The 24,589-nt window shown below is 71.4% G+C and carries 28 protein-coding genes; 24 read left to right on the top strand and 4 right to left on the bottom strand.

The features are described 5' to 3' along the window. The first annotated feature begins 139 nt into the window (after positions 1-139). The 19 genes from cydP (at position 140) to ENE75_RS07290 (ending at position 15,093) form a co-directional block, all read left to right on the top strand. Positions 140-310 carry a cytochrome oxidase putative small subunit CydP gene (gene cydP, locus ENE75_RS25065; RefSeq protein ID WP_199232239.1) on the top strand — a complete coding sequence of 57 codons (171 nt, stop codon included), beginning with the start codon at positions 140-142 and terminating at the stop codon, positions 308-310. Further along, on the top strand, positions 307-1,863 hold the full coding sequence (locus ENE75_RS07375) for a cytochrome ubiquinol oxidase subunit I (RefSeq protein WP_128197380.1): 1,557 nt from the start codon (positions 307-309) through the stop codon (positions 1,861-1,863). The genes cydP and ENE75_RS07375 overlap by 4 nt, the downstream gene beginning before the upstream one ends. Before the next feature lie 15 nt (positions 1,864-1,878). Continuing rightward, a complete protein-coding gene (gene cydB, locus ENE75_RS07370; RefSeq protein WP_128197377.1) occupies positions 1,879-3,021 on the top strand; it encodes a cytochrome d ubiquinol oxidase subunit II in 1,143 nt (380 codons plus the stop codon). Positions 3,022-3,047: 26 nt separating this feature from the next. Next, positions 3,048-3,740, top strand: coding sequence for a DUF2202 domain-containing protein (locus tag ENE75_RS07365; protein ID WP_128197375.1), 693 nt, complete (start codon positions 3,048-3,050; stop codon positions 3,738-3,740). Positions 3,741-3,783: 43 nt separating this feature from the next. Next, positions 3,784-4,386 (top strand): ubiquinol-cytochrome c reductase iron-sulfur subunit, encoded by a 603-nt coding sequence (gene petA / locus ENE75_RS07360; protein ID WP_128197374.1) that lies wholly within the window; start codon positions 3,784-3,786, stop codon positions 4,384-4,386. A gap of 12 nt (positions 4,387-4,398) precedes the next feature. Then, positions 4,399-4,530 carry a cytochrome bd-I oxidase subunit CydX gene (gene cydX / locus ENE75_RS07355; RefSeq protein ID WP_128197371.1) on the top strand — a complete coding sequence of 44 codons (132 nt, stop codon included), beginning with the start codon at positions 4,399-4,401 and terminating at the stop codon, positions 4,528-4,530. Then, on the top strand, positions 4,527-4,805 hold the full coding sequence (locus ENE75_RS07350; protein WP_128197369.1) for a cyd operon YbgE family protein: 279 nt from the start codon (positions 4,527-4,529) through the stop codon (positions 4,803-4,805). Before cydX ends, ENE75_RS07350 begins: the two co-directional genes overlap by 4 nt. Before the next feature lie 34 nt (positions 4,806-4,839). Further along, on the top strand, positions 4,840-5,274 hold the full coding sequence (locus tag ENE75_RS07345; protein WP_128197367.1) for a DUF302 domain-containing protein: 435 nt from the start codon (positions 4,840-4,842) through the stop codon (positions 5,272-5,274). A gap of 18 nt (positions 5,275-5,292) precedes the next feature. After that, positions 5,293-6,285 (top strand): arsenic resistance protein, encoded by a 993-nt coding sequence (locus ENE75_RS07340; protein ID WP_128197364.1) that lies wholly within the window; start codon positions 5,293-5,295, stop codon positions 6,283-6,285. After that, positions 6,282-6,701, top strand: coding sequence for a group II truncated hemoglobin (locus ENE75_RS07335; RefSeq protein WP_128197362.1), 420 nt, complete (start codon positions 6,282-6,284; stop codon positions 6,699-6,701). Before ENE75_RS07340 ends, ENE75_RS07335 begins: the two co-directional genes overlap by 4 nt. Before the next feature lie 298 nt (positions 6,702-6,999). Further along, complete coding sequence (locus tag ENE75_RS07330; protein ID WP_128197360.1) at positions 7,000-7,410, top strand: DsrE family protein; 411 nt, start codon at positions 7,000-7,002, stop codon at positions 7,408-7,410. A gap of 52 nt (positions 7,411-7,462) precedes the next feature. Continuing rightward, a complete protein-coding gene (locus tag ENE75_RS07325) occupies positions 7,463-8,890 on the top strand; it encodes a cytochrome c (protein WP_233258975.1) in 1,428 nt (475 codons plus the stop codon). Continuing rightward, positions 8,887-10,110: a hypothetical protein gene (locus tag ENE75_RS07320; protein ID WP_128197358.1), complete on the top strand. Its 1,224-nt coding sequence runs from the start codon at positions 8,887-8,889 to the stop codon at positions 10,108-10,110. The genes ENE75_RS07325 and ENE75_RS07320 overlap by 4 nt, the downstream gene beginning before the upstream one ends. Positions 10,111-10,123: 13 nt before the next feature. Further along, complete coding sequence (locus ENE75_RS07315) at positions 10,124-10,543, top strand: c-type cytochrome (RefSeq protein WP_128197355.1); 420 nt, start codon at positions 10,124-10,126, stop codon at positions 10,541-10,543. After that, a complete protein-coding gene (locus ENE75_RS07310) occupies positions 10,540-11,883 on the top strand; it encodes an NAD(P)/FAD-dependent oxidoreductase (RefSeq protein WP_128197353.1) in 1,344 nt (447 codons plus the stop codon). Before ENE75_RS07315 ends, ENE75_RS07310 begins: the two co-directional genes overlap by 4 nt. Next, positions 11,880-12,647 (top strand): c-type cytochrome, encoded by a 768-nt coding sequence (locus ENE75_RS07305; RefSeq protein ID WP_128197351.1) that lies wholly within the window; start codon positions 11,880-11,882, stop codon positions 12,645-12,647. Before ENE75_RS07310 ends, ENE75_RS07305 begins: the two co-directional genes overlap by 4 nt. Before the next feature lie 141 nt (positions 12,648-12,788). Next, the gene (locus ENE75_RS07300) at positions 12,789-13,421 is read left to right on the top strand and encodes a peroxiredoxin (protein ID WP_128197349.1); all 633 of its coding nucleotides are present in this window, start codon (positions 12,789-12,791) and stop codon (positions 13,419-13,421) included. Between the two features lie 83 nt (positions 13,422-13,504). Further along, the gene (locus ENE75_RS07295; RefSeq protein ID WP_128197347.1) at positions 13,505-14,401 is read left to right on the top strand and encodes an MBL fold metallo-hydrolase; all 897 of its coding nucleotides are present in this window, start codon (positions 13,505-13,507) and stop codon (positions 14,399-14,401) included. Next, positions 14,401-15,093 carry a class I SAM-dependent methyltransferase gene (locus tag ENE75_RS07290; protein ID WP_128197345.1) on the top strand — a complete coding sequence of 231 codons (693 nt, stop codon included), beginning with the start codon at positions 14,401-14,403 and terminating at the stop codon, positions 15,091-15,093. The genes ENE75_RS07295 and ENE75_RS07290 overlap by 1 nt, the downstream gene beginning before the upstream one ends. 19 nt (positions 15,094-15,112) lie before the next feature. Here ENE75_RS07290 and ENE75_RS07285 read toward each other — a convergent pair whose 3' ends face one another. The 4 genes from ENE75_RS07285 to ENE75_RS07270 form a co-directional block, all read right to left on the bottom strand. Next, a complete protein-coding gene (locus tag ENE75_RS07285; RefSeq protein ID WP_128197342.1) occupies positions 15,113-16,408 on the bottom strand; it encodes a hypothetical protein in 1,296 nt (431 codons plus the stop codon). Beyond that, positions 16,408-17,529: an OmpA family protein gene (locus ENE75_RS07280; protein WP_128197340.1), complete on the bottom strand. Its 1,122-nt coding sequence runs from the start codon at positions 17,527-17,529 to the stop codon at positions 16,408-16,410. Before ENE75_RS07280 ends, ENE75_RS07285 begins: the two co-directional genes overlap by 1 nt. Before the next feature lie 121 nt (positions 17,530-17,650). Continuing rightward, on the bottom strand, positions 17,651-20,368 hold the full coding sequence (locus ENE75_RS07275; protein WP_128197338.1) for a serine/threonine-protein kinase: 2,718 nt from the start codon (positions 20,366-20,368) through the stop codon (positions 17,651-17,653). A 10-nt stretch (positions 20,369-20,378) separates the two neighbouring features. Next, positions 20,379-20,927, bottom strand: coding sequence for an ECF-type sigma factor (locus ENE75_RS07270; protein ID WP_128197336.1), 549 nt, complete (start codon positions 20,925-20,927; stop codon positions 20,379-20,381). 177 nt (positions 20,928-21,104) lie between these two features. Here ENE75_RS07270 and ENE75_RS24815 point away from each other — a divergent pair, with 177 nt between their 5' ends. From ENE75_RS24815 to paaB, 5 genes are all read left to right on the top strand, one after another. Then, positions 21,105-21,266 carry a hypothetical protein gene (locus ENE75_RS24815; protein WP_158288879.1) on the top strand — a complete coding sequence of 54 codons (162 nt, stop codon included), beginning with the start codon at positions 21,105-21,107 and terminating at the stop codon, positions 21,264-21,266. 195 nt (positions 21,267-21,461) lie between these two features. After that, positions 21,462-21,908, top strand: a complete 447-nt coding sequence (gene paaI, locus ENE75_RS07265) for a hydroxyphenylacetyl-CoA thioesterase PaaI (RefSeq protein WP_128197334.1) — start codon at positions 21,462-21,464, stop codon at positions 21,906-21,908. Between the two features lie 20 nt (positions 21,909-21,928). Continuing rightward, on the top strand, positions 21,929-23,236 hold the full coding sequence (gene paaK, locus ENE75_RS07260) for a phenylacetate--CoA ligase PaaK (protein ID WP_128197332.1): 1,308 nt from the start codon (positions 21,929-21,931) through the stop codon (positions 23,234-23,236). 40 nt (positions 23,237-23,276) lie between these two features. Next, the gene (gene paaA, locus ENE75_RS07255; protein ID WP_128197330.1) at positions 23,277-24,299 is read left to right on the top strand and encodes a 1,2-phenylacetyl-CoA epoxidase subunit PaaA; all 1,023 of its coding nucleotides are present in this window, start codon (positions 23,277-23,279) and stop codon (positions 24,297-24,299) included. After that, the gene (paaB, locus tag ENE75_RS07250; protein WP_128197328.1) at positions 24,296-24,589 is read left to right on the top strand and encodes a 1,2-phenylacetyl-CoA epoxidase subunit PaaB; all 294 of its coding nucleotides are present in this window, start codon (positions 24,296-24,298) and stop codon (positions 24,587-24,589) included. The genes paaA and paaB overlap by 4 nt, the downstream gene beginning before the upstream one ends.

The following is a 24,589-nucleotide window of genomic DNA, read 5'->3' as shown; positions in this document are numbered from 1 at the left end:
TGCCACAAGTGGCAGGTTTGTCATGACGATGGCAGAACCTGGCTGCCACCGCATGGCACCCTTGCTCGGCCAAGTGCCTGATTCCACGCGTCTTTCCGTCCGCGTGCACGCTGGCACGGCTCTTGATACCTGCAGGGGCATGAAGGACGAATCCCACCGACTCGTGCGGCACCTGATCGTCGCGGTGCTCGTGAAGCTGGCGCTGCTGGCCGGGCTGTGGTGGTTCTTCGTCCGCGACCTCGGCGTGCCGGTCGACCCCGGCACCGCGGCCGCCCACCTCGTCACCCCGGCCGACGGTGCCCCCCGATGATCAACGAGACCCTGGTCGACCTGTCGCGGCTGCAGTTCGCCGCCACGGCCATGTACCACTTCCTGTTCGTGCCGCTGACGCTGGGCATGGTCTGGCTGCTGGTGATCATGGAGACGGTCTACGTGATGACCGGCAAGCCGGTGTGGAAGGACATGACCCGCTTCTGGGGCAAGCTCTTCGGCATCAACTTCGCGCTCGGCGTGACCACCGGCATCACGCTGGAGTTCCAGTTCGGCACCAACTGGGCCTACTACTCGCACTACGTGGGCGACGTCTTCGGCGCCCCGCTGGCCATCGAGGGCCTGATGGCCTTCTTCCTGGAGAGCACCTTCATCGGCCTGTTCTTCTTCGGCTGGGACAGGCTGAGCAGGACGCAGCACCTGATGGTGACCACGCTGATGGCGGTGGGCACCAACCTCAGCGCGCTGTGGATCCTGATCGCCAACGGCTGGATGCAGAACCCGGTGGGCGCCGAGTTCAGCTGGCAGACCATGCGCATGGAGATGACGGACTTCTGGGCCGTGGTCTTCAACCCCGACGCGCAGGCCAAGTTCGTGCACACGGTCTCGGCCGGCTACGTCACCGGGGCGATGTTCGTGCTGTCCATCTCCGCCTGGTACCTGCTCAAGGGCCGCGACGTGGAGTTCGCCAAGCGCAGCTTCCGCGTGGCCGCCGCCTTCGGCCTGGCCAGCGTGCTCAGCGTGATCGTGCTCGGCGACGAGAGCGGCTACACCGTGGGCGAGGCCCAGCAGACCAAGATGGCCGCCATCGAAGCCATGTGGGAGACCGAGCCGGCGCCGGCCAGCTTCAACGTCATCGCCGGCATCAACGAGGCCGAACAGCGCAACGACTGGGCGGTGGAGATTCCCTGGGTGATGGGCCTGATCGGCACGCGCTCGGTCTCCAAGGAGATTCCCGGCATCCACGAGATCAAGGCGAAGAACCGCGAGCGCATCGTCAACGGCATCACGGCGGTGGCGGCGCTGGAGACGCTGCGCAAGGACCGCGGCAACGACGATGCGCGCCGCACGCTGGAGGCCACGAAGGGCGACCTCGGCTTCGGCCTGCTGCTGAAGAAGTACACCACCGACGTGCGCCAGGCCACGCCGGAGATGATCGACCGGGCGACGAACGACACCGTGCCGCGCGTGACGCCGATGTTCTGGAGCTTCCGGCTCATGGTGGGCCTGGGCTTCGCGATGCTGGTGCTGTTCGCGCTGGCCTTCTGGAGCACGCTGAAGACCGAGTGCGCCGCGCGGCCGTGGATCCTGCGCTGGGCGGTGTGGATGCTGCCGGCGCCGTGGATCGCCAGCGAACTGGGCTGGTTCGTGGCCGAGTACGGCCGCCAGCCGTGGACGATCTACGGCGTGCTGCCCACGCACCTGAGCGTCTCGACGCTGAGCGTGAACAGCCTCTACGGCTCGCTGGCCGGCTTCGTGGGCTTCTACACGCTGCTGCTGGTCGTCGAGATCTACCTGATGCAGAAGTTCGCGCGCCAGGGCCCCGGCTCGCTGGGTACCGGCCGCTATGCCAACGAACCCGCGCACGCCTGAGCGAAGGAGCACACGATGATCGACTACCCCACCCTGAAGCTGATCTGGTGGCTGCTCGTGGGCGTGCTGCTCGTGGGCTTCGCCATCATGGACGGCCACGACATGGGCGTGGGCACGCTGCTGCCCTTCGTCGGGAAGGGTGACGACGAGCGCCGCGTCGTCATCAACACCGTCGGCCCGCACTGGGACGGCAACCAGGTCTGGTTCATCACCGGTGGCGGCGCCATCTTCGCGGCCTGGCCCCTCGTCTACGCCACCGCGTTCAGCGGCTTCTACTGGGCCATGCTGGCGGTGCTGTGGGCGCTGTTCTTCCGGCCGGTGGGCTTCGACTACCGCAGCAAGATCCACGACGCGCGCTGGCGCAGCACCTGGGACTGGGGCCTGTTCGTCGGCGGGGCCGTGCCGCCGCTGATCTTCGGCGTGGCCTTCGGCAACCTGCTGCAGGGCGTGCCCTTCCACTTCGACGACCAGCTCGTCAGCACCTACACCGGCAGCTTCTGGCAGCTGCTCAACCCCTTCGCGCTGCTGGCCGGCGTGGTGTCCAGCGCGATGATCACGATGCACGGCGGCACCTACCTGGCGCACCGCACCGAGGGTGCGATCCAGGCGCGTGCCGTGAAGGCCGCCGCCGGCGCCGCCGGTCTGATGGTGCTGGCCTTCATCGGCGCGGGCCTCTGGCTGCGCGTGGGCGGCATCGAGGGCTTCGTGATCACCTCGGTGCTGGACCCGGCCGCCGCGCCCGACCCGCTGGCCAAGACCGTGGCGCGCAGCGCCGACGCCTGGTGGCGCAACTACGCCACGCAGCCGCTGCTGTGGGCGCTGCCGGCGCTGGGCGTGGCCGGGGCGCTGCTGGCCGCGGGGCTGGTGGCGGTGCGGCGCACGCTGGCCGCCTTCGTGGCCTCGGCGCTGGCCATCGTCGGCGTCATCGGCACGGCCGGTGCGGCGATGTTCCCCTTCGTGATGCCGTCGTCGACCATGCCCGCGGCCAGCCTCACCGTGTGGGACAGCGTCTCCAGCCCGCTGACGCTGGGCCTGATGCTCGGCGCCACGCTGATCTTCATGCCGCTGATCGTGCTCTACACCGGCTGGGCCTACCGCGTGATGCGCGGCAAGGTCACCGTGGCGCACATCCGGGCCAACAGCCATACCGCGTACTGATGCATGCCCTGAGAAAGGACACCGACATGACCACCGCGAAACACCGCCGCTGGATTGCCGCCACGCTGGCCGCCGCCGCGCTGAGCCTCGCCGCCTGCGGCGGCGGCGACCCGGCGCCGGTGATGCGCGTCGACGCCAGCGGCACCTCGACAATGGATGCCGCCAACCTGGCCACGCAACTCGCCGCCCTGCCGCTGCAGACGCTGTCGTCGGCGGAAGCCCAGGGCCTGGCGATGATGCGCGAGGAGGAGCGGCTGGCGCACGACGTGTATGCCGCCAGCGCCGCGCTGTGGGGCACGCCGGTCTTCGCCAACATCGCCGACAGCGAGGCCACGCACACGGCAGCGGTGCTGGCGCTGCTGGCGCGCTACGGTCTGCCGGACCCGCTGGCCGGCCTGCCCGAAGGCGTGTTCTTCACGCCCAGCTTCCAGGCCCTGCACGACGCACTCGTGGCCACCAGCCGCGGGAGCCTGGTCGACGCGCTCACCGTGGGCGTGCAGATCGAGGAGCTGGACATCCGCGACATCGCGGCGCTGCGCGCCGGGACCGACAACGCGGACCTCCAGCTCGTCTACGACAACCTGCAGCGCGGCTCGCGCAACCACCTGCGGTCCTACGTGAAGCTGCTGACGCAGCAGGGCGGCAGCTACGTGCCGCAGTACATCACGCCAGCCGAGTTCGACGCCATCGTCGGCTCGCCCATCGAGACCGGGCCTTGACTGGCTCTGCCCATCACCCGTCACTCGAGTCCAGGAGGACCCCATGACCGACACTGCCTTGCCCCAGCCATCCGCCAGCGACCCCGAGCGCCGCACCTGGCTGATCGCCACCGGCGTCGCCGGCGGCGTGGCCACCGTGGCCACCGCCGTGCCCTTCGTCTCCACGCTGGCCCCCAGCGAGCGTGCACGCGCTGCCGGTGCGCCGGTGGAGGTGGACATCGGCGACATCCCGCCCGGCGGCATGAAGGTGGCCGAGTGGCGCGGCAAGCCGGTGTGGGTGGTGCGCCGCACGCCGGAGATGATCGCCGCGTTGCAGGGCCACGACGCCGAACTGGCCGACCCGTCGTCGAGCAAGGACGGCCTGTCAGAGGACCTGGCCAACCCGGCGCGCTCGAAGAACCCCGAGTGGTTCGTCGCCATCGGCATCTGCACGCACCTGGGCTGCTCGCCGACCGTGGCGCCGCAGGGCACGGCCAACCCCAGCCTGCCGGCCGACTGGCCCGGCGGCTTCTTCTGCCCCTGCCACGGCTCGACCTTCGACGGCGCCGGCCGCGTGTTCAAGAACAAGCCCGCGCCGACCAACCTCGAGATCCCGCCGCACACGTTCGTCAGCGCATCGCGCCTGCGCATTGGCGACGCCGCCTGAAGGAGCACGACCATGTGGTACTTCGCCTGGATGCTGGGGGTCGGCTTCGCCGTGCTGCTGGCCGTGATGAACGCGATGTGGGGCGAGAACGAGGAAGCCCGGCTCGCCGCCCTGCGGCACGACGACGACGGCAACCCGCGATGACCGACGCCGCGCCCCCTTCACCCCGCCTGCACGGCCCCAGCCTGGCCGCGGCGCTGGCCCTGATGCTGGTGGGCACGCTGTACCCGCCGCTGATGACCAACGCCGCTGGCCAGGCCGACCACGGCCTGGCGATGGCGCTCTTCTGGGCCATGAGCGCCGGCTTCGTGCGCGGCGTGGGCTTCGTGCCGCGTCAGCCGTTGCTGCGCGCCGCGTTTTCCGGCTGGGCCGTGACCGCCGCGCTGGCCCTGGCGGCCTGGCTGCGGTTCATGCCCTGACCCTTCCCTCCCTCCGCCTTCCGAAAGCATCCCCATGAGCATTCCCTACGCCTTCGCCGTCGAACTGCCGCAGCCGCTGCCGGCGGCCATCGACACCCTGCGCGCCGCGCTGACGGCCGAGCAGATGGGCATCGTCAGCGAGGTCGACGTGCAGGCCACGCTGAAGGCCAAGCTCGGCCTGGACAGCCCCCCGCAGCGCCTGCTGGGTGTGTGCAGCCCGGCGATCGCCCATGCGCTGATGGACGCGGAACCCGACATCGCCGCGCTGCTGCCCTGCGGCTGCGGCGTCTCCGAGCGCGAGCCCGGCCGCACCCGCATCGTGCTGCAGGACCCGCGCGCCATCGGCGCGCTGGCCACGCAGCCGGGCGTGCGCCCGGCCTGCGAACGCGCGCACGCGGCGCTGCGCCGTGTGGTGGACCGGCTCGAGGCCGTGTCCAGCACCACGGCCGCCGACGCCACGTCGGCCTGACCCGCACCGGAGCCACCCATGTCCACCCTGCTGGCCTGGCTGCAGAAGCACCTGGTCTGGAGCATCCCCGGCGCCATGGTGCTGGGGCTGGCCTTCGGCACCGTCACCGACGCCGGTTTCCTGCGCGCGGCCATCTTGCCGCTGACGCTGCTGATGGTCTACCCGATGATGGTGTCGCTGAAGTTCAAGGCCCTGGCGGCGCGCGGCCACGGCCGGCTGCACGCCGTGGCGCTGGTCATCAACTTCGTGCTGATGCCGCTGGTGGGCTGGGCGGCCGGGCGCGTCTTCTTTCCCGGTCAGCCGGCGCTGCAACTGGCGCTGCTGCTGACGGCGCTGCTGCCGACCTCGGGCATGACGATCTCCTGGACCGGCTTTGCCAGGGGCAACGTGCCGGCAGCGGTGAAGATGACGGTGATCGGCCTCATCGCCGGGGCCCTGCTGGCGCCGCTTTACCTGAAGCTGCTGATGGGCGCGGTGGTCGAGATCCCGATGGCCTCGGTGATGGCGCAGATCGCCCTCATCGTGTTCCTGCCGATGGCGCTGGGCTGGGCCACGCAGCGCTGGCTGGTGGCGCGCCACGGTGCCGAGGCCTTCGACACGCACCTGAAGCTGCGCTTCCCGCCCTGGTCCACGCTGGGTGTGCTGGGCATCGTCTTCGTGTCGATGGCGTTGAAGGCGCCCGACATCGGGCGCGACCCCGCCGCACTGTTGACGCTGCTGTGGCCGCTGGTGGTGATCTACGCACTGAACTTCGGCATCTCCACCGTGGTGGGGCGCATGCTGTTCGCGCGCGGCGACGCCATCGCCCTGGTCTACGGCACCGTGATGCGCAACCTGTCCATCGCGCTGGCGATCGCCATCGGCGTCTTCCGCGCGCAGGGCGCGGAAGCGGCGCTGCTGATCGCGATGGCCTACGTGGTGCAGGTGCAGGCCGCAGCCTGGTACGTGCGCTTCACCGACCGCTTCTTTGGCGCCCCCGTGGCCGCCACACCCCAACCGTTTCCCCGATGACCCTCACGCCAGCCCACACACCCTATGCCGCCCTGGGCGGCGAACCCGGCCTGCACCGCCTGGTCGACCGCTTCTACGCCCTGATGGACGAACTGCCAGAGGCCTACAACGCGCGCCGCATCCACCCGGAAAGCCTGGACGGCGCGCGCCAGGGGCTGTTCGAGTTCCTCTCCGGCTGGCTGGGCGGCCCGCCGCTGTACGTGCAGCGCCTGGGCCACCCGCGGCTGCGCATGCGCCACCGGCCCTACGCCATCGGCCCGCTGGAGCGCGACGAGTGGATGCTGTGCATGCGCGAGGCGCTGCAGGCGCAGGTGCCCGACGCGGCGCTGCGCGGCGCCATCGAGCAGCGCCTGGCCGCGCTGGCCGACCACATGGTCAACACCGAGGCGCGCCCCTGCGCCTGTGACCCCGCCTGAGCGGCAACAGGCACTGCCGACAGCACCTGCGTCGACCACGCCCATCCTCGCGGCCCCGGCCCGCCCAGGCGATCCGGGGCCGCGTTGCGTTGGCACGGGACACTGTCAACGTGACGTACTGTCATGACAGTGGCAGCATTCCCGATGCAGCCTCGTCGACGACGAGCGTGCAAATCATTGATTCGTGGAGAGTTTTCCCGACGCTATCGGATGGCACGGGTCTTGATAAGCATCAGGTACGTCACTGTTCGCATCCGTGCGCTGTCAGTCAGCGCGCAGGCCTCACCTGGAGTACCGCATGAAGTCCCTGATCACCCTGGCCACCACCCTGGCGCTAGCCACCACCGCCCCCGCCGCCGAACTGTTCGTCTCCGTGCATACCGGCAGCCCGATGGCGCAGGGCGCGGCGATGGTGCTGGCCACGCAGGCGCAGCAGCAGCAGGCGCAGGTGCGCGTGCTGCTGTGCGACGCCGCCGGCGACATCGCGGTCCAGGGCGCAGAGTCGCCTGCGCTCAAGCCGCGCAACGTCACGCCGCAGCAGATGCTGGTCAGCCTGATGAAGGGCGGCGCGCGGGTCGAGGTGTGCGCGCTGTACCTGCCCAACACCGGCCGCCAGGCCAGTGACCTGCTGCCCGGCGTCACGCCGGCCAAGCCGGCCGACGTGGCCGCGCACCTGCTGAAGCCGGGCGTGCAGACGCTGGCGTTCTGAGCGCGGCCAAGGCCCCCCGCCCTCGTCGGCACCCGCACAAGGAGACAAGCCCGTGGACCTGATCGGTCTCTATCCCACCTGGTTCGAACCGGGCGTGGGCAGCGGCTGGATCGTCGGCATCATCGCCACGATCCACGTGCTGGCTTCGCACACCTCGGTCGGCGCCGCAGTGTTCTTCGCCGGCCTGGCGGTCTACGCCCACCGCGTGGACAAGCCGGAGTACCTGGACTTCATCCGCCGCTACGGCCTGTTCCTGCTGGTCTTCAGCTACGTGATCGGCTCGATCACCGGGCCGGGCATCTGGTACAGCACCACGGTGGCCAGCCCGCGCGGCATCTCGGCGCTGATTCACAGCTTCGTGTGGAAGTGGGCCACCGAGTGGGTCTTCTTCGTCATCGAGGTGGTGGGCGTCTACATGCTGGTCTACCTGGCCGGCAAGGTGGACCGCCGCACGCACCTGAACATCGCGCTGGTGTTCGGCCTGGCCGGCTACACGACGATGCTGATCATCATCGGCATCCTCAGCTTCATGATGTGGCCGGGGCAGCCCGAGTGGTTCACCGACGGCGGCTACCTCAACGGCTTCTACGGCGCCAACACCTGGGCCCAGCTGGCGCTGCGCACCGCCTTCATGCTGACGATGACGGCGGTGGTGGGCGGCATCGTGGCCTCGCGCTTCGAGGATGCCGACGTCAAGCGGCGCGTGCTGCGCGTGCTGGCCTGGGTGGGCATCGTGTCCACCGTGGCCGGCGCGCTGCTGCAGCGGTGGTACCTGGCCACGCTGCCGGAGTCGGCCCTGGTGGTGCTGGAGAACCGCATGCCCGCCGGTTATGCGCCGGCCATGGCCACCGTGCTCGCGCTGACGCTGGCCTGGTTCGTCTGGACCCTGGTGCAGCCCAGGCGCGTGCACATGGCCATGGCCTCGGTGATGACGGTGGCGCTGCTGGTGCTGGGCCTGTGGCCCGGCGAGACCACGCGCGAATCGATCCGCAAGCCGTTCGTCGCCGGCCAGTACGTCTACAGCAACCAGGTCATCGCCCGCGACGTGCCGGGCATGGGCATCCGCAGCGAGCTGCCGGCGCTGGAGGCGCACGGCTTCCTGAAGCTGCACCCGTTCGCGCCCGATGCGCTGCGGCAGGTGGACGGCAGCAACCTGCTCGAGGCCGGCCGCTTTCTGGCGCTGACCACCTGCTCGAACTGCCATTCGCTCACCAACACCGGCATGCGGCCGCTGGCGCGCTACTTCGGCGGCAACACCGACGTACCGGCGCTGGCCGCCTACCTGCAGGCCGCGCTGTCCACCGGCAACACCATGTACATGCCCACCATCCCGCTGCGGGATGACGAGGCCGAGGCGCTGGCCACCTACATCGCCAGCCTGTCCGACCCGGCCGCTGCCCAGGCCTGGGTGGACCGGCGCACGCGGCAGGCCGCCGTGCTGCCGTCGGTCGCCGACGACGCTGAAGGAGCCCCCCGATGAATGCCGAGATGCTGCTTGCGCTGCGCGACCCCGCGGGCGTGCCGTCCCACCCGCTGGTCTTCCTGCTGCTGGGCGTGCTGACCTTCGCGCTGCACATCGCCGCGGTGCAGGTGATGCTGGGCGCCGGCACGCTGGTGCTGTCCGGCGCCTTCCGCGCCGACGTACGCTGGCGCCGCCTGGCCGCGGCCATGCTGGCTACCAGCAAGATCGCGGTGTCGGTGGCCATCGTCATCGGCGTGGCGCCGCTGCTGTTCGTGCAGGTGGTCTACGACCCCTTCTGGTACACGAGCAACGTGCTGTCGGCCTGGTGGGTGATCGGCTTCATCGTGATCCTGATCGCCGGCTACAGCGCCATGTACGGCTTCTACTGGCTCAACGAGGACCTGCGCGCGCGCCCGGCGCGCGGTGGCTGGCTGATGGTGGCGTCGCTGGCCCTGCTGCTGCTCGTTGGCTGGATCATGCACGTGCTCAGCTACCAGATGCTGTGGCCCGAGCAGTGGCGCGAGTGGTACGCGCCCGGCGGCACGGTGGACGCATCCGGCCGCACGCTGCACGCCTACAGCGTGGCGCGCTTTGCCTTCTTCATCGCGCTGGCCGCGCCGGTCACCGGCGCCTGGCTGGTGGCGGTGCGCCGCTACCTGATCGGCGCACAGGAAGCCGATGCCGGCTACCTGGCGCTGCTGCAGCGTCTGTCGCAGCAGCTGCTGCTGGGCGGCGGCGCGGTGGCGGTGGTGGCGGGTGCGGCCTGGATGGCCATGCTGCCTGAGAAGATGGCCTGGTTCCTGGGTTCGGCGCCGATGGTGCTGGCCGCGGCGATGCTGGTGCTCACCGTGCTGCTGCCCTCGGCACTCGGCCGCCGGCTGGACCAGGGCGGCTGGGGCTACGCCGTGTTCGGCGTCGGCGCGGTGGCGCTGATCGTCGTGGCCGCGGCACGCGAGTGGCTGCGCTACGTGACGCTGCTGGGCGCGCACGGCTACGACGCGATGACCTACCGCGTCAACTTCGACGCCTACAGCACGGTGACCTTCTTCGCCACCTTCGCCATCGTCGGCGGCGTGGTGCTGGGCTGGCTGCTGACGGTGGCCTGGCAGGCCGGGCAGACGCGCGGCACCTACACGCCGTCGCCTGCGGTGGCACGGCTGGGGCGCTGGTCCGTGGCGCTGATCGCGCTGTGGATCGTCCACTACTTCGCCATCGGTGCCTGGGTGATGGTGCGCTGAGATGGAGCCCGAGATGAAGACACTTCGACACCGTGCCCGCCCACTGTGGATCCTGGCCGCGCTGTGCACGCTCGGTGCCGCGACCAGCTGGTGGCACCTGCCCGAATCGATGGCCCAGACGCCGGCGCCGATGACACTCAAGCCCGCGCCGGCCACGCCGTCGCCGCTGACGGCGCTGCCGGCCCCGGCCGGCGAGGCCATCGCGCACACCTGCGCCGCCTGCCACGGCACGCGCGGCCAGCTGGACGACGAGGCCTTCATGCCGCTGGCCGGCATGCCGCGCACGCAGTTCGTGCGCACGATGCAGGACTTCCGCAGCGGCGCGCGCCCCAGCACGCTGATGGGCCACGTGGCCGACGGCTTCACCGACGCCGACCTGCAGGCCCTGGGCAGCTATTTCGAATCCCTTCCGATGCAGGAGGCCGCACGATGAGGCGCCGCGATCTTCTCCAGGGCATGGGCCTGGCCCTCGGCGGTCTCGTGGCCGCGCCCGCCGTGCTGCGCGCGCAGGGCGCTGCAGGGCGCGTGGTGGTCGTCGGCGGCGGCGTCGGCGGTGCCACGGCCGCCAAGTACCTCAAGCTCTTCAACCCGGCGCTGCAGGTCACGCTGGTCGAGCGCCAGCCGTTCTACGTGCGGCCGTACGGGTCCAGCGAGGTGCTCAACGGCCACACCACGATGCAGGCGCTTCAGGTGTCCTACGACGCACTGGCCAGCCGCTGGGGCGTGCAGGTGGTCATCGACACCGCGACCGCACTGGACGCCGGGCGCCGCGTGCTGCGCACCGCCGGCGGGCGCCAGCTGCCCTACGACCGCCTGATCGTCTCGCCCGGCATCGAGTTGATGTACGACGCCATTCCCGGCTACAGCCGCGAGGTGGCCGAGACGCGCATGCCCTCGGGCTGGATCCCCGGCACGCAGACCGCGCTGCTGGCGCGCCAGCTGCAGGCCATGCGCCCGGGCGGTGTCTTCGTCATCGCGGCGCCCCCCAACCCGTACCGCTGCCCGCCCGGGCCGTACGAGCGCGCGGCGCTGATGGCCGAATGGTTCCAGCAGCACAACCCGGCGGCCAAGGTCATCATCGCCGACCCCAAGGACGGCTTCGTCACCGACCAGACGATGATGCTCGGCTGGAACCGGCTGTACGGCTTCAACCCGCCGCCCGACTACGCGCAGAAGATCAGCGCCGGCGCCGAGCTGAAGCGCCACGCCGACGGCGCCAGCGGCATCGCGTGGATCCGCGGCAGCCAGGGCGGCCGAGTGCTGAAGGTCGATGCTAAGACCATGCGCGTGGAGACCGAGGCCGAGACCATCCAGGCCGACGTCGTCAACGTCATCCCGCCGATGAAGGCCGCGCGCCTGGCGGTGGACCTGGGCCTGACCGATGCGACCGGCTGGTGCCCGGTCGAGCGCATCGACTTCGCCAGCCAGCGCGTGCCGAACGTGCACGTGATCGGCGACGCGAGCATCGCCGACGCCATGCCCAAGAGCGGCTTCTCGGCCAACAACCAGGCCAAGGCGGTGGCGCGAGCCATCGTCGAGCAGCTGGCCGGCCGCCCGGCACCCGAGCCCGTGTGGGAGAACACCTGCTACGCGCTGGCCGGCAGCCAGTACGGCCTGTTCGTGGCCGACGTGTTCCGCCTGGTGGACGGGAAGATCGCGCGCATCAACGGCAAGCGTTTCCTGCCGCTGGACGCCAGCGCCAACCAGATCCGCCTGGGCGCGCGTTACCAGCAGGCCTGGCTGCGCACCTTCACCGAGGACGTCTTCGCATGAACACCCCCCTGCGAGATCTCGCGGCCGCCGCGCTGCTGGTGCTGGCCGCTGCCGTGCCCGCGCTGCTGCCTGCCGCGCACGCCGAGATGCAAGCCGAGGCCCATGGCCAGCGCCAGCCGGCACCGGCGGCGCTGTCACCCGGCGAACTGCGGACGCTGCTGGCCACCATGCCGGCCGGCGAACCGGCGCGCGGCGAACGGCTGCACGCGGAGCAGTTCTGCGCGTCCTGCCACGGCGCGAAGGGCGTGGCGCCCACGCCGAACTGGCCCCACGTGGCCGGGCAGCGCGCGGCCTACACGTTCAAGATGCTGGTGGACTACCAGCGCGGCATCCGCGCCGAAGTTGAACGCGCCGCGCTGATGCACGCGGTGACGCGCGACATGGCGGCGCAGGACATGGCCGACCTCGCCGCCTGGTACGCGACGCTGCCGCTGCCGCACGAGGCCGAGACGCCGCGGCCGAAGACCACCGTCGCCGCGGCGGCCGTGCAGCGGCTGGTGCGCAAGGGCGATCCGTCGCGCCTGATCACGCCCTGCGCGTCCTGCCACGGCGCACGCGGGCAGGGCGGCACCGGCGACGGCAAGGCCAGCCCGGCGCTCGCGGGGCAGAACCCGCGGTACCTGGTGCGCACGCTGCAGCAGTACCACGGCGACGTGCGCACCAACGACCCCAAGCGCGGCATGCGGGCCTTCGCGCAGCGACTGTCCAGCGCCGAGGTCGACGCGCTGGCGAGCTACTACGCCGACCTCACGGCGGCGCGCTGAGCGCCGTCGGTCACCGGCTATCGCCCTCATCGCGACACTTCATCAATATACCCGCCTAGGTATATGACACTGAACCCGTCGATCAGGCATCGGCCCGATCACCCGCCGCGCGGCGGCCCACACACCACAGGAGTCCAAGACATGACCACCAGCTTTCCCCGCCTCAACGAAGCCGCGCCGGCCTTCCAGGCCAAGACCACGCATGGCGACCGCAGCCTCGCCGACTACAAGGGCAAGTGGCTGATCCTCTTCTCGCACCCGGCCGACTTCACGCCGGTGTGCACCACCGAGTTCATCGGCTTCGCCAAGGCGGCCGAGACCTTCAAGGCGATGAACTGCGAGCTGATCGGTTTGTCGATCGACAGCCTGTACTCGCACCTGGCCTGGACGCAGAACATCCAGGAGAAGTTCGGCGTCGAGATCCCGTTCCCGATCATCGAGGACATCAAGATGGAGGTCGCCACTGCCTACGGCATGGTGCACCCCGGTGCGGCCGACACGCAGGCCGTGCGCGCCACGTTCTTCATCGACCCCGAAGGCATCCTGCGCGCGATGGTGTACTACCCGATGAGCAACGGCCGCTCGATCGACGAGTTCGTGCGCCTGCTGCAGGCCATGCAGACCAGCGACGCCCACAAGGTCGCCACGCCGGAAGGCTGGACGCCGGGTTGCGACGTGATCGTGCCCCCGCCGAAGACGGCCGAGGCCGTGGCCAAACGCGCCGGCGAGGGCTTCAAGACGGTGGACTGGTACTACTCGACCCGCCAGCTCTGAACCCGGGTGCGGCGCAGCGGTTCGCCCGAGGTCCGGGCGGGCGGGCTGCGCCGCCTTGCTGCCACGTTCACCGAAGGACGGACATGACCAACGCCACACGCCTGCATGTCGAGTCGCACTTCGACCCGGCCACCTCCACCTTCAGCCACATCGTGCTCGACCGCAGCACGAACCAGTGTGCGCTGGTCGACAGCGTGCTGGACTACGACCCGGCCGCCGGCCGCACATCGACCGCCGCCGCCGACCGCCTGGTCGCGCGCGTGCGCGAACTGGGCGCGCAGGTGCAGTGGCTGCTGGAAACGCATGTGCACGCCGACCACCTCTCGGCCGCGCCCTACCTGCAGAACGCGCTCGGTGGCCGCCTGGCCATCGGCCGCGGGATCACCACGGTGCAGGCCACCTTCGGCAAGCTGTTCAACGCCGGCACCGAGTTCGCGCGTGACGGCCGCCAGTTCGACCGCCTGTTCGACGACGGCGAGCGCTTCAAGATCGGCAGCCTCGAGGCCACCGCGATGCACACGCCCGGGCACACGCCGGCCTGCATGACCTACGTGGTGCGCGATGGCGAGGGTGCGGACGCGCAGGTGGCCGCCTTCGTCGGCGACACCCTGTTCAGCCCGGAGGTCGGCACCGCCCGCTGTGATTTCCCCGGTGGCGACGCAGCGGTGTTGTACCGGTCCATCCGCAGGGTGCTGGCGCTGCCGCCGGCCACGCGGCTGTACCTGTGCCACGACTACCCGCCCGACGGCCGTGCGCCGCAGCCGGTGACGACGGTGGCCCAGCAGCGCGCGGCCAACGTGCACGTGCACGACGGCGTGGCCGAGAGCGACTTCGTGGCCCTGCGCCGGGCGCGCGACGCCACGCTGAAGATGCCCACGCTGATCCTGCCGTCGGTGCAGGTGAACATGCGTGCCGGGCAGCTGCCGTCGGCCGAGGACAATGGCACGCGCTACCTGAAGATTCCCCTGGACGTGCTGTGATGACCGACACCCGAACCGATGAACTCGAGCTGCTCGCGAGCCTCGTGCCGCTGGACGGCCAGCGGCTGATCGAGCTGGGCTGCGGCGCCGCCGGGCTGGCGCGCCGCCTGGTGGAACGCCACGCCGGCGCCAGCGTGCTGGGCCTGGAGGTCGACGAACGCCAGCACGCCAAGAACCTCGCGTCCGATGCGCCGCCGGGGCTGAGCTTCCAGGCCGGCGGCGCGCAGGCCATCCCGTTCCCGGACGCGCGCTTCGACGGCGCGCTGATGCTGAAGTCGCTGCACCACGTGCCGATGCCGCTGATGGACCCCGCGCTGGACGAGGTGCGGCGCGTGCTGGTGCCCGGCGGCTGGCTGTACGTCAGCGAGCCGGTCTACGCCGGTGCGCTCAACGAGGTGATCCGACTGTTCAACGACGAAGGCGAGGTGCGCGCCGCCGCGCAGCAGGCGCTGGACCGCGCCATCGCCGCCGGCGGCTGGCAGCAGGCCGACGAGCGTCGCTTCGAGGTGCCGGTGCGTTTCGCCGACTTCGCGGAGTTCGAATGCCGCATGGTGGACGTCACCTTCGCCGAGCGGCGTTTCGACGACGCCTTGCGTGCCGCGGTGCGGGCGCGCTTCGAGCCCCACATGGGCCCGGACGGCGCGCACTTTGTGCGCCCGATGCACGTGCGGCTGCTGCGGCGCGTGGATTGAAGCGACCAGCTCCGGCGCGTCAGCGCCCTACCGGCAGCCCGTGCCGGTCGGCGTAGCTCTGCGCCTGCTGCTTCGCGTGTTCGTTCAACCGCTTCATGCGCTCACGCGCCTGCTGGCGGCATGCCTTGCCGGCGCTGCCGTCCGGGCAGGCGCGCAGCGCGGCGTCGATCTCCGCGGCCTCGGCCTTCAGGTCGGTGAGTGCCCGACCCAGCGCATTGGCCTCGGCGATGCCCTCGGGTGTGAAGGCGGTGACGATGTCGAAGTTCTGCGTGCTGACGTCGTGCGCACCGCGTTGCAGGGCCAGCGTGTCGAGCACGATGTCGCCGCCGTCGAGGTCGGCCCCTTCCACGCGCAGCCGGCGGACGATGCGGTTGAGCTGCACGCGCGCATCCTTCATCACGCCGCTGCCCATGCCCAGCCACGGCACCTGGGTGCGCACGCCGCTGTCGCCGGGCGCCACCCAGACCTGCAGGTGCTGCCAGCGCTCGCCCTCGCGCAGCCGGCCGCGGAACCCCTGCGCGCCGCCGCCCGGGCCGTCCCCCAGGCGCTGCGGCACGCGTGCCACGCTGTCCATCAGCGCGGCCAGCTGGCGGGCGTCCAGCGCGCGCAGCTGTGTCGGCGCCAGCGCCGCGCGCAGGCGCATGCAGGCGCGTGGCGACTTGGTCAGCGCCGGGTGGCTGCCGCAGACCAGCAGGTCGCCGCCGGGCTTGCGCAGCACGAAGGACAGCTTGGCGCCGGCGATCGTGGTGCCGCCCAGCAGGTGGGCCACGTCCTCGCCCTCCACCACCCAGCTGCCGTCGCGGCTGTTGAGGTGGTAGGTGAAGTCCGCCAGCACGTCGCGTGTCTCCACGCGCTGCGTGACCACGAGGTCGAAGCGGAACACGCCGCGGTCGGTGGTGGGGTTGGCCGGGAAGCGGCTGTCGGCGCCGAACGCGCGTTCTCGGGCCAGGCGCGCGTCGTGGTCGCGGAACGGGTCGGGAATGGGGTCCAGCGGCAGCATCTCGCCGGCAAGCTCACGCGCCTTGTCGGTGCCGGACTCGACCACGTCGGGCCCGTCGACGGCCGGCTTGCCGATGATCGTCTCGCCCAGCGCGGCCGCGGCCTTGCTGCCCGATTCGATCACCGGGATCTTGGGCTCGTCGGGGCGGAACGGGTCGGGGGGCGGCGGTGCCGGCGGCGGCGCGTCGGTGCTGACCATCGGCCCGCCCGGCGGGCCGAACGGGTCGGGCACCCAGCCGCCGGGCGAGAGCGTGACCACTGCTGCGGCGGCCCCCACGGCCACCACGCCGGCGGCCAGCGCGGTGCGCGGGCGCATCAGGCCTTCACCAGTTCCACGCGCCGGTTGCGCGCGCGGCCGTCCTCGGTGTCATTGCTTGCCACGGGCGCGTTGGGGCCCATGCCCACGGCCTCCAGCCGGTTGGCGGCCACGCCGCGCGCCAGCAGGGCCTCGCGCACGCGCGCCGCGCGGGCCTGCGACAGCGCCAGGTTGGCCTCGGCACTGCCGGTGCTGTCGGTGTGGCCCACGATGCGCAGCCTGAGCGCCGGGCGCTGCTGCAGCAGCAGCATCACCTGGGCCAGCGCGGCGTCGGATTCCGGCCGCAGCGTGTCGCGCCCGGTGTCGAAGTAGATGCCCTGCAGCGTGACCTTGCCGTCGGCGTCCAGCCCGGCACCCAGGGCGTTGGCGTCCACCACCACCTGGCCGCTGTCCATCGTGGCCGTCTCCAGCACGTGCAGGTCGGTGTAGCGTGGCGTGAAGGCCATGCTGACGTAAGCGGCGCCACCGGCCTGGCGCAGCACGCCGGTGAAGTAGCGCACGTCCTTGCCCACGCCCAGCAGCATGCCGTTGACGCTGCCCAGGCGGCGCCCGCAGCTGCCACGGTCGTCGCAGGCCCATTCGACCCGGAAGCCGCGCGCCACCAGCGCGTCGCGGTAGTTGCGCATCAGCTCGAAGGTGCTGCGGCCCTTGGGGTTGAGGTAGCGGATGCGGGTGAGCTTGCCTTCCTGCACCTGGGTGGCGGGTTCGCCCTTCGCACTGCCGGTCTCGCGGCGGTAGTCGGTGTAGGCGTCGAACTGCCGTGTCTGGCGCTGCGAGCCCGGATAGGGCGCGATCATCGGGTGGTCGCCGCCGGGGTCGACGTCGGCCGCAGCGGCAGTGCCCGCCGCGGCGCCCGTGGCCGCTGCGGCACCGCCGGCCGCCGGCACGGTCTCGACGGTGTCGCCGCGTTTCTCGGCGTCGCGCGCGCATTTCGCGTCGCCGAGCACGCAGCGGGTGACCCGGCGCGTCTCCTGGTCGGCCTTGCGCTGCACCTCGCTTTTGGCAGCGCGTTCGATGGTGTCCTTCAGCGCGTCGCCGAAACTGGCGGCGGCCGACAGGGCGGGGACGCTGACCAGGGCCACGGATAGACCCAGGGCGGACCAGGCGGAACAACGGGACATCGGCAACTCCAGAGGCGAACGGCCCACCGCGACGGGGGCTCACCTCGGTACATACGAGAACCGTCCTGCCGCGGGCCATGTGGCGATGCCGTACCGGCCAGATCCCCCAAGGACGAGGGGGTCAGCGGCCCGGCAGGCAGGCGCCCGGGGGCGGGCTCGCCGGCCCCTGCGGGCTTGGTGCGGCCAGGCAGGTACGCAGGGCCTCGCGGGCGGCCCAGGGGCTGGGGATGCGGTCCACCGCGTCGCGCAGCGCGGCGTGCAGCCGCGTGGCCTCGATCGGCTGACCCTTGGCAGCCGCCAGGGCCCAGCGCAGTTGCCAGCCCCACAGGCGGTCCGGGGCATCGGTGGGCGGGGTGTCGCCGCCTGGCCAGGCGGCCAGGTGTTCCGCCGCGGCGGCGGTGTCGCCCGCCGCCAGGGCGAGCTCGGCCGCGATCAGCCCGCGGTCGGGCCGGCCGTAGGGGCCGGCGGGCAGGCCCAGGCAGGCGGTCTGGCGCTGGCGGGCGTCGTTGTGGCGCCCGGCCAGCAGTTCGGCCTTGACCCGTTCGTCGCACAGGACGCGCCACCAGCTGTCGTCTGCCGGGCGCTGCAGCGCCTGCATCAGGGCGTCCGCCGCGTCCAGCGCCGCCTGGGCCTCGGCGCGGCGGCCCAGCGCAGACAGCGCCTGGGCGTGGTGGATGCGGCAGCTCAGCGCGTGCAGGTGGCGGCGTTGCAGCGCCTGGTCGATGGCGGCCGTCTCCTCCAGCAGCGCCAAAGCGTCGGCGGGCCGACCCCGCTGCAGCGCCAGGCCGGCCGCGTTGCAGGTGGCGATGGCCATCATCACGTGAGGCTGGGTGAAGGTGGCTCGGCCCAGGGCCACGGCCTCGTCGGCCAGCTGCTGGGCACGGTCGAAGGCGCGTCGGCGGCGCAGCGACGGCAGGGCGTCGGCCATCACGAAGACCCGCTGGGCCGGTTCTTCGGCGTACACGCGTGCGGCCAGCTGCAGGCGCTGTTCCAGCAAGGGGCCGTCGTCGGGCGTGCCGGCCAGCGCGAGCGCGGTGGACAGCCGGTCCAGCACCGCGAGGTGCTCGCGGGATCCGGCCAGCGGGCCGGCCTCGACCTCGGCCGCCAGGGCGCGCAGCTCGGCCACCGGCTGGGGGCTCTGGCCGCCGGCTGAGCGCAGCGTCAATGCCAGCAGGCGCAGGTCCAGCACCTCGGCCAACGGCAGGCCGGCACCAGGCATCAGCGCCAGGGCCTCGTCGAGCGCGGCCATGCCTTCGTCCCGCTGGCCGTAGTTGACCGCGGCGTCGGCCAGTCCCATCAGCGTCCGCACCCGGGTGCGGGGCGCAGCAGCAGGCGGCAGCCCGCCGAGCACCGCCAGCGCGCGTGTGTAGAGCCGGCGGGCGTCGGCGGTTTCGCCGCGCACCGCCCGCGCCGAGCCCAGCATCGTGAACAGGTCGGCAGCCAGCAGATCATGGCCGTCGCGCTCACGGGCTTCGGCCAGCGATTCGCCCTCGTCGAGCAGCTGGCCGGCGCTGCGTTCCCCGCCGTCCTGGGGGCGGCTGCCGCGGAACACCTGCACCAGGGCCTCGCGCGCGTTCTCGGCGCGCTGGAGGGCTGCCTCGGCGGTGGCCTGGGCCTCCCGCGCGCGGACCGCCTCCTGCCGGGTGCGCTCGGCCTGCACCAGCACGCCCGCCACGCCCAGCACCACGCTGACGGCCAGCGCCACGAGCGCGGCCGCGGCCCCGCGGTGGCGCTGCACCCACTTGCGCAGCCGGTAGCGGGCGCCACCCTGGCGTGCCGCCACCGGCTGGCCCGCCTGCCACGCCCGCAGGTCGGCGGCCAGCTCGGCGGCGCTGGCGTAGCGCTGCGCCGGCGCCGCGGCCAGCGCACGGCGCAGGATCCAGCCCAGGTCGCCGCGAAGGGCGCGGCGCAGGACCGGCGTGTCCGCCACGGCGGCGTGGACCGGCGTGGTGGCGGGGGCCAGCGCGGCCGGATCCTGGATGCCGCCATCGGCCGCGCGCACCGGCGGGCACCCCAGCAGCAGCCGGTGCAGCAGGGCGCCCAGGCCGTAGACGTCGGTGGCCGTGGTCACCGTGCCGCCGGCCAGCTGCTCCGGCGCGGCGTAGTCGGGCGTGAAGGCGGTGGTCAGCGCCGTGGCCTCGCCGGCATCGAGCATGCGGGCGATGCCGAAGTCGACCAGCGTGGCGCGGCCCTCGCCATCCACCAACACGTTGCCCGGCTTGAGGTCGCGGTGCACGACGAGGTGGCGGTGGGCGTGGGCCACCGCGTCGGCGGCCTGGCGTACCAGGTTCACCCGCTGGTCCAGCGTGGCGGCGTGGGCCTGGCACCAGGCGTCGGCGGGTGCGCCGTCGATGACGGCCATCGCGAACCAAGGCGTGCCGTCGTCGGTGGTGCCGGCGTCGAACACCGGCGCGATGCCCGGGTGCTGCAGCGTGGCCAGCAGCTGCGCCTCGCGCTCGAAGCGCGCGCGGCCGGCCGGGGTGGCCGCGCCCAGCGCCAGCAGCTTGATGGCGGCCTCCTGGCCCACTGGCGGCGCCAGCGAGCGCGCACGCCAGACCACCGACATGCCGCCGTGCCCCAGTGGTGCCACCAGCAGCCAGCGGCCGATGCGCCGGCCGGCCAGCGGGGTGTCTTCATCGATGCTCGCCTCGTCGTCGGGCGTCAGCCCCAGGGGCGCATCGAGCAGGCTGGTGTGTGCGTCGGCGCCGAGCAGCTGGTCCACCAGGGCACGCACCGCCGGCGGCAGGCCCGCCAGTTGCTCGTCGCGCCCGTTGGCGGGCGTGTCGAGCAGGCGATCGAAAGCCGCCAGCGCATCGGCCCACGGCGGCTCGGCGCTCATGGCTCGGCGCTCATGCTTGCATCATCATCTGCAAGGCCGCGCGGGCGGCGGCCCAGTCGCGCTTGAGCGTGCGCTCCGAGCGGCCGAGCAACGGTACGAGGTCGGCGTATTCCAGACCTGCGAAGTAGCGCAGCTCCACCAGTTCGCGCTTGGCCGGGTCGATGGCGCCCAGGCGGTCCAGTGCCTGGTCCAGCGCCAGCAGCTGCTCTGGCGGCGTGGGCTGCGGCAGGGTGTCGTCGAGGTCCACCCGCACCCAGTCGACGCCGTGCCGCTGGGTGAGCTGGCGGCGCGCGCGGTCGGTGACGATCCAGCGCATGGTCTGCGCCGCGGTCGCGAAGAAGTGCTTGCGCGTGGCCAGGTCGGGCGGCTGGGCGCCGCCGCACAGGCGCAGGTAGGCCTCGTGCACCAGCACCGTGGGCGTCAGCGTGCCGGCCTCGCCGCGCAGCAGCGCCCGCGCCGTGCGCCGCAGCTCGCGGTACAGGCGCCGGTAGGCCTCGGACAGGCTGTCCGGGTCGCCGTCGCGGGCGGCCTGCAGCAGGACGGTGATGTCGCCGGGCATGCGCCGATTATCCGAACCTGCCCGGGCCCGGGTGTCGCCAGATGTCGCACCGTTCATCCGCGGCGGCGACGCTTCATCGCGCGTGCCGGCGCTTCATCGCAACCGCCTTGGCACAGGCGATGCGCAGGCGCACAGTGCACCCATCGACACACGACGCAGCCCTGAAAGGAACCCGCCATGACCCGCTTCACCGCCCCCCGCCTCAGCCAGCACGCCACCGCCTTCGTCTTCGCGCTGGCCACCACGCTGGCCATGCTCTCCGGCGTCAACAGCCTGGCCACGCCGTCGCCGTCCGGCGCGCTGCTGGTGCAGGCCGCCGCCGCCCCCGCGCAGGGCTGATCCGGCCGCTGCGTCGAGACTTCCCCTGGGTCCAACGCCCCGCTTCGGCGGGGCGTTGGCGTTTCTGCGGGGCTCACGGTTCCCTTGGCCGACCCTCGGCACGTCGATCAAAGGGTAAACCCGAAGTTTTGCCGTCTTGAGTCAGATCAAATGGCCGTCTATGATTTACCGACCGGTAGGTAAATCAAGGAAACCATGGCCGACAGCCCCGCACCCGACCGCCAGCACGTCGCCGAACGCGTGCGCGATGCCATGTTCGCCAACGACCGCGCGGCCAAGGCCCTGGGCATGGTGATCGAGGCCGTGGGCCCGGGCTCGGCGACGCTGAGCATGGCGGTGCGCGAGGACATGCTCAACGGCCACGACATCTGCCACGGCGGCCTGATCACCACGCTCGCCGACACCGCCTTCGCCTACGGCTGCAACAGCCACAACGAGGTCACGGTGGCCTCCGGTTTCAACGTGGACCTGGTGGCCCCCGGCCGCCTGGGCGACGTGCTCACCGCCACCTGCACCGAGCAGAACAAGGCCGGCCGCACCGGCGTCTACGACATCGAGGTCGTGAACCAGCGCGGCGAACGCATCGCGCTGTTCCGCGGCCGCAGCTACACGATGAAGGGCAAGCCCGTCGTGGCGCTCTGAAACACCCCGGAGACCTAACCGTGCCCGTGAAGCAACCTGCCCCTGGCGACCTGGAACCGATCGAGACCGCCAGCCTCGACGAACTGCAGTCGCTGCAGCTGCAGCGGTTGAAGAAGACGCTGCAGCACGCCTACGACCACGTGCCGCACTACAAGGCCGCCTTCGATGCCGCCGGCGTGCACCCGTCGGACTGCAAGACGCTGGCTGACCTGGCCAAGTTTCCCTTCACGACGAAGAAGGACCTGCGCGACAACTACCCCTTCGGCATGTTCGCCGTGCCGCGCGAGCAGGTGGTGCGCATCCACGCCAGTTCCGGCACCACCGGCAAGCCCACGGTGGTGGGCTACACGCAGCACGACATCGACACCTGGGCGAATCTCGTGGCGCGCAGTATCCGCGCCAGCGGCGGGCGGCCGGGCGACATGGTGCACGTGGCCTATGGCTACGGCCTGTTCACCGGCGGCCTGGGCGCGCACTACGGTGCCGAGAAGCTGGGCTGCACGGTGATCCCGATGTCCGGCGGGCAGACCGAGAAGCAGGTGCAGCTGATCACCGACTTCCGGCCCGACATCATCATGGTCACGCCCAGCTACATGCAGGTGATCATCGAGGAGATGGAGCGCCAGGGCATCGACCCGCGCAGCACCTCGCTGAAGGTGGGCATCTTCGGCGCCGAGCCGTGGACCGAGGCGATGCGCCACGACATCGAGGTGCGCGCCGGCATCGACGCCGTCGACATCTATGGCCTGAGCGAGGTGATGGGCCCGGGTGTCGCCAACGAGTGCATCGAGGCCAAGGACGGCCCGGTGATCTGGGAGGACCACTTCTACCCCGAGATCATCGACCCCGAGAGCGGCCAGCCGGTGGCCGACGGCGAGGAAGGCGAGCTCGTCTTCACCACGTTGACCAAGGAGGCGCTGCCCGTCATCCGCTACCGCACGCGCGACCTGACGCGGCTGCTGCCGCCCACCGCGCGCAGCATGCGCCGCATGGGCAAGATCGTCGGCCGCAGCGACGACATGCTGATCATCCGCGGCGTCAACGTCTTCCCCACGCAGGTGGAGGAACTGGTGCTGAAGATGCCGGAACTGTCGGGCCAGTACCAGCTGGTGGTCACAAAAAGCGGCCACCTGGACGAGCTGCAGGTGCTGGTGGAACTGCAGCCGCAACACGAGAACGCCAGCCGCGACGCCGTGGCCGGCCGGCTGCAGGAACGCATCAAGACGCTGATCGGCGTGAGCACCACGGTGAGCGTGGGCGCGCCGGCGTCGATCGAACGCACGCTGGTGGGCAAGGCCCGCCGCGTCATTGACAAGCGGCCGCGCTGAGCGGCCGCGTCGACAAACGCCCCAGGCAAAGGAGCTGCGCATGTACACGCAAGCGATGGACACGATGGCCCGCGAAGGCGGTGCCAAGAAGCTGGAGAAGGTGCTCAGCCCCGAAGAGCAGCGCCTGCAGGAGCGCTTCGACGCCCGCATCGACGCCGGCGACTTCATCGAGGCCAAGGACTGGATGCCCGACAACTACCGCAAGACGCTGCTGCGCCAGATCAGCCAGCATGCGCACTCGGAGATCGTGGGCATGCTGCCCGAGGGCAACTGGATCGGCCGTGCCCCCACGCTCAAGCGCAAGGCGATTCTTCTCGCCAAGGTGCAGGACGAGGGCGGCCACGGCCTGTACCTCTACGCCGCCGCCGAGACGCTCGGCCAGAGCCGCGACGAGATGCTGGCCGCGCTGCACAGCGGCAAGGCCAAGTACAGCAGCATCTTCAACTACCCTACGCTGACCTGGGCCGACATCGGCGTCATCGGCTGGCTGGTGGACGGCGCGGCGATCATGAACCAGGTGCCGATCTGCCGCTGCAGCTACGCGCCCTACGCGCGCGCGATGATCCGCATCTGCCGCGAGGAAAGCTTCCACCAGCGCCAGGGCTACGACAGCCTGCTGGTGATGATGCAGAACGGCACGCCCGAGCAGAAGGCGATGGTGCAGGATGCCGTGAACCGCTGGTGGTGGCCCTGCCTGATGATGTTCGGCCCGCCCGACGACCAGAGCCCCAACAGCGCGCAGGGCATGCGCTGGGGCATCAAGCGCGTGAGCAACGACACGCTGCGCCAGAAGTTCGTCGACGCCACCGTGCAGCAGGCACAGGTGCTGGGCGTGACCCTGCCCGACCCCGACCTGAAGTGGAACGCCGAGCGCGGCGAGGAAGGCCATTGGGACTTCGGCACCATCGACTGGGCCGAGTTCTGGCGCGTGGTGGGCGGCGACGGGCCGGTCAACCGCGAGCGCCTGGGCGCGCGCGTGAAGGCGTGGGAAGACGGGGCCTGGGTGCGCGAAGCCGCGCTGGCCCATGCCCGCAAGCAGCAGACGAAACAGGAGGCCGCATGAGCACCGTGAACACCGAATGGCCGCTGTGGGAAGTGTTCGTGCGCAGCCGCGCCGGCCTGGACCACAAGCACTGCGGCAGCCTGCATGCCGCCGACCCGCAGATGGCGCTCCAGATGGCGCGCGACGTCTACACCCGCCGCATGGAAGGCTCCAGCGTCTGGGTCGTGCGCAGCGACCAGATCGTGGCCAGCGACCCGGGCGACAAGGACATGTTCTTCGACCCGGCGGAAGACAAGGTGTACCGGCACCCGACCTTCTACAAGCTGCCGTCCGAAGTCGACCACATGTGA

This window comes from Rubrivivax albus (assembly GCF_004016515.1).
GTDB classification, from domain to species: domain Bacteria; phylum Pseudomonadota; class Gammaproteobacteria; order Burkholderiales; family Burkholderiaceae_C; genus Rubrivivax; species Rubrivivax albus.
Note: the sequence above shows the minus strand (reverse complement) of the source record. Positions and strands in the feature narration are given on the sequence as shown.

What these genes read in the sequence shown, in the direction of transcription:
- ENE75_RS07300 (WP_128197349.1), top strand. Translation starts at nt 12,789, where the DNA reads ATGACCACCAGCTTTCCCCGCCTCAACGAAGCCGCGCCGGCCTTCCAG.
- ENE75_RS07305 (WP_128197351.1), top strand. Translation starts at nt 11,880, where the DNA reads ATGAACACCCCCCTGCGAGATCTCGCGGCCGCCGCGCTGCTGGTGCTG.
- ENE75_RS07315 (WP_128197355.1), top strand. Translation starts at nt 10,124, where the DNA reads ATGAAGACACTTCGACACCGTGCCCGCCCACTGTGGATCCTGGCCGCG.
- paaI (WP_128197334.1), top strand. Translation starts at nt 21,462, where the DNA reads ATGGCCGACAGCCCCGCACCCGACCGCCAGCACGTCGCCGAACGCGTG.
- ENE75_RS07350 (WP_128197369.1), top strand. Translation starts at nt 4,527, where the DNA reads ATGACCGACGCCGCGCCCCCTTCACCCCGCCTGCACGGCCCCAGCCTG.
- ENE75_RS07345 (WP_128197367.1), top strand. Translation starts at nt 4,840, where the DNA reads ATGAGCATTCCCTACGCCTTCGCCGTCGAACTGCCGCAGCCGCTGCCG.
- cydP (WP_199232239.1), top strand. Translation starts at nt 140, where the DNA reads ATGAAGGACGAATCCCACCGACTCGTGCGGCACCTGATCGTCGCGGTG.
- ENE75_RS07280 (WP_128197340.1), bottom strand. Translation starts at nt 17,529, where the DNA reads ATGTCCCGTTGTTCCGCCTGGTCCGCCCTGGGTCTATCCGTGGCCCTG.
- ENE75_RS07365 (WP_128197375.1), top strand. Translation starts at nt 3,048, where the DNA reads ATGACCACCGCGAAACACCGCCGCTGGATTGCCGCCACGCTGGCCGCC.
- ENE75_RS07340 (WP_128197364.1), top strand. Translation starts at nt 5,293, where the DNA reads ATGTCCACCCTGCTGGCCTGGCTGCAGAAGCACCTGGTCTGGAGCATC.
- ENE75_RS07375 (WP_128197380.1), top strand. Translation starts at nt 307, where the DNA reads ATGATCAACGAGACCCTGGTCGACCTGTCGCGGCTGCAGTTCGCCGCC.
- ENE75_RS07330 (WP_128197360.1), top strand. Translation starts at nt 7,000, where the DNA reads ATGAAGTCCCTGATCACCCTGGCCACCACCCTGGCGCTAGCCACCACC.
- cydB (WP_128197377.1), top strand. Translation starts at nt 1,879, where the DNA reads ATGATCGACTACCCCACCCTGAAGCTGATCTGGTGGCTGCTCGTGGGC.
- paaA (WP_128197330.1), top strand. Translation starts at nt 23,277, where the DNA reads ATGTACACGCAAGCGATGGACACGATGGCCCGCGAAGGCGGTGCCAAG.
- ENE75_RS07275 (WP_128197338.1), bottom strand. Translation starts at nt 20,368, where the DNA reads ATGAGCGCCGAGCCGCCGTGGGCCGATGCGCTGGCGGCTTTCGATCGC.
- cydX (WP_128197371.1), top strand. Translation starts at nt 4,399, where the DNA reads ATGTGGTACTTCGCCTGGATGCTGGGGGTCGGCTTCGCCGTGCTGCTG.
- ENE75_RS07320 (WP_128197358.1), top strand. Translation starts at nt 8,887, where the DNA reads ATGAATGCCGAGATGCTGCTTGCGCTGCGCGACCCCGCGGGCGTGCCG.
- ENE75_RS24815 (WP_158288879.1), top strand. Translation starts at nt 21,105, where the DNA reads ATGACCCGCTTCACCGCCCCCCGCCTCAGCCAGCACGCCACCGCCTTC.
- paaB (WP_128197328.1), top strand. Translation starts at nt 24,296, where the DNA reads ATGAGCACCGTGAACACCGAATGGCCGCTGTGGGAAGTGTTCGTGCGC.
- ENE75_RS07310 (WP_128197353.1), top strand. Translation starts at nt 10,540, where the DNA reads ATGAGGCGCCGCGATCTTCTCCAGGGCATGGGCCTGGCCCTCGGCGGT.
- petA (WP_128197374.1), top strand. Translation starts at nt 3,784, where the DNA reads ATGACCGACACTGCCTTGCCCCAGCCATCCGCCAGCGACCCCGAGCGC.
- ENE75_RS07295 (WP_128197347.1), top strand. Translation starts at nt 13,505, where the DNA reads ATGACCAACGCCACACGCCTGCATGTCGAGTCGCACTTCGACCCGGCC.
- ENE75_RS07335 (WP_128197362.1), top strand. Translation starts at nt 6,282, where the DNA reads ATGACCCTCACGCCAGCCCACACACCCTATGCCGCCCTGGGCGGCGAA.
- ENE75_RS07285 (WP_128197342.1), bottom strand. Translation starts at nt 16,408, where the DNA reads ATGCGCCCGCGCACCGCGCTGGCCGCCGGCGTGGTGGCCGTGGGGGCC.
- ENE75_RS07270 (WP_128197336.1), bottom strand. Translation starts at nt 20,927, where the DNA reads ATGCCCGGCGACATCACCGTCCTGCTGCAGGCCGCCCGCGACGGCGAC.
- ENE75_RS07290 (WP_128197345.1), top strand. Translation starts at nt 14,401, where the DNA reads ATGACCGACACCCGAACCGATGAACTCGAGCTGCTCGCGAGCCTCGTG.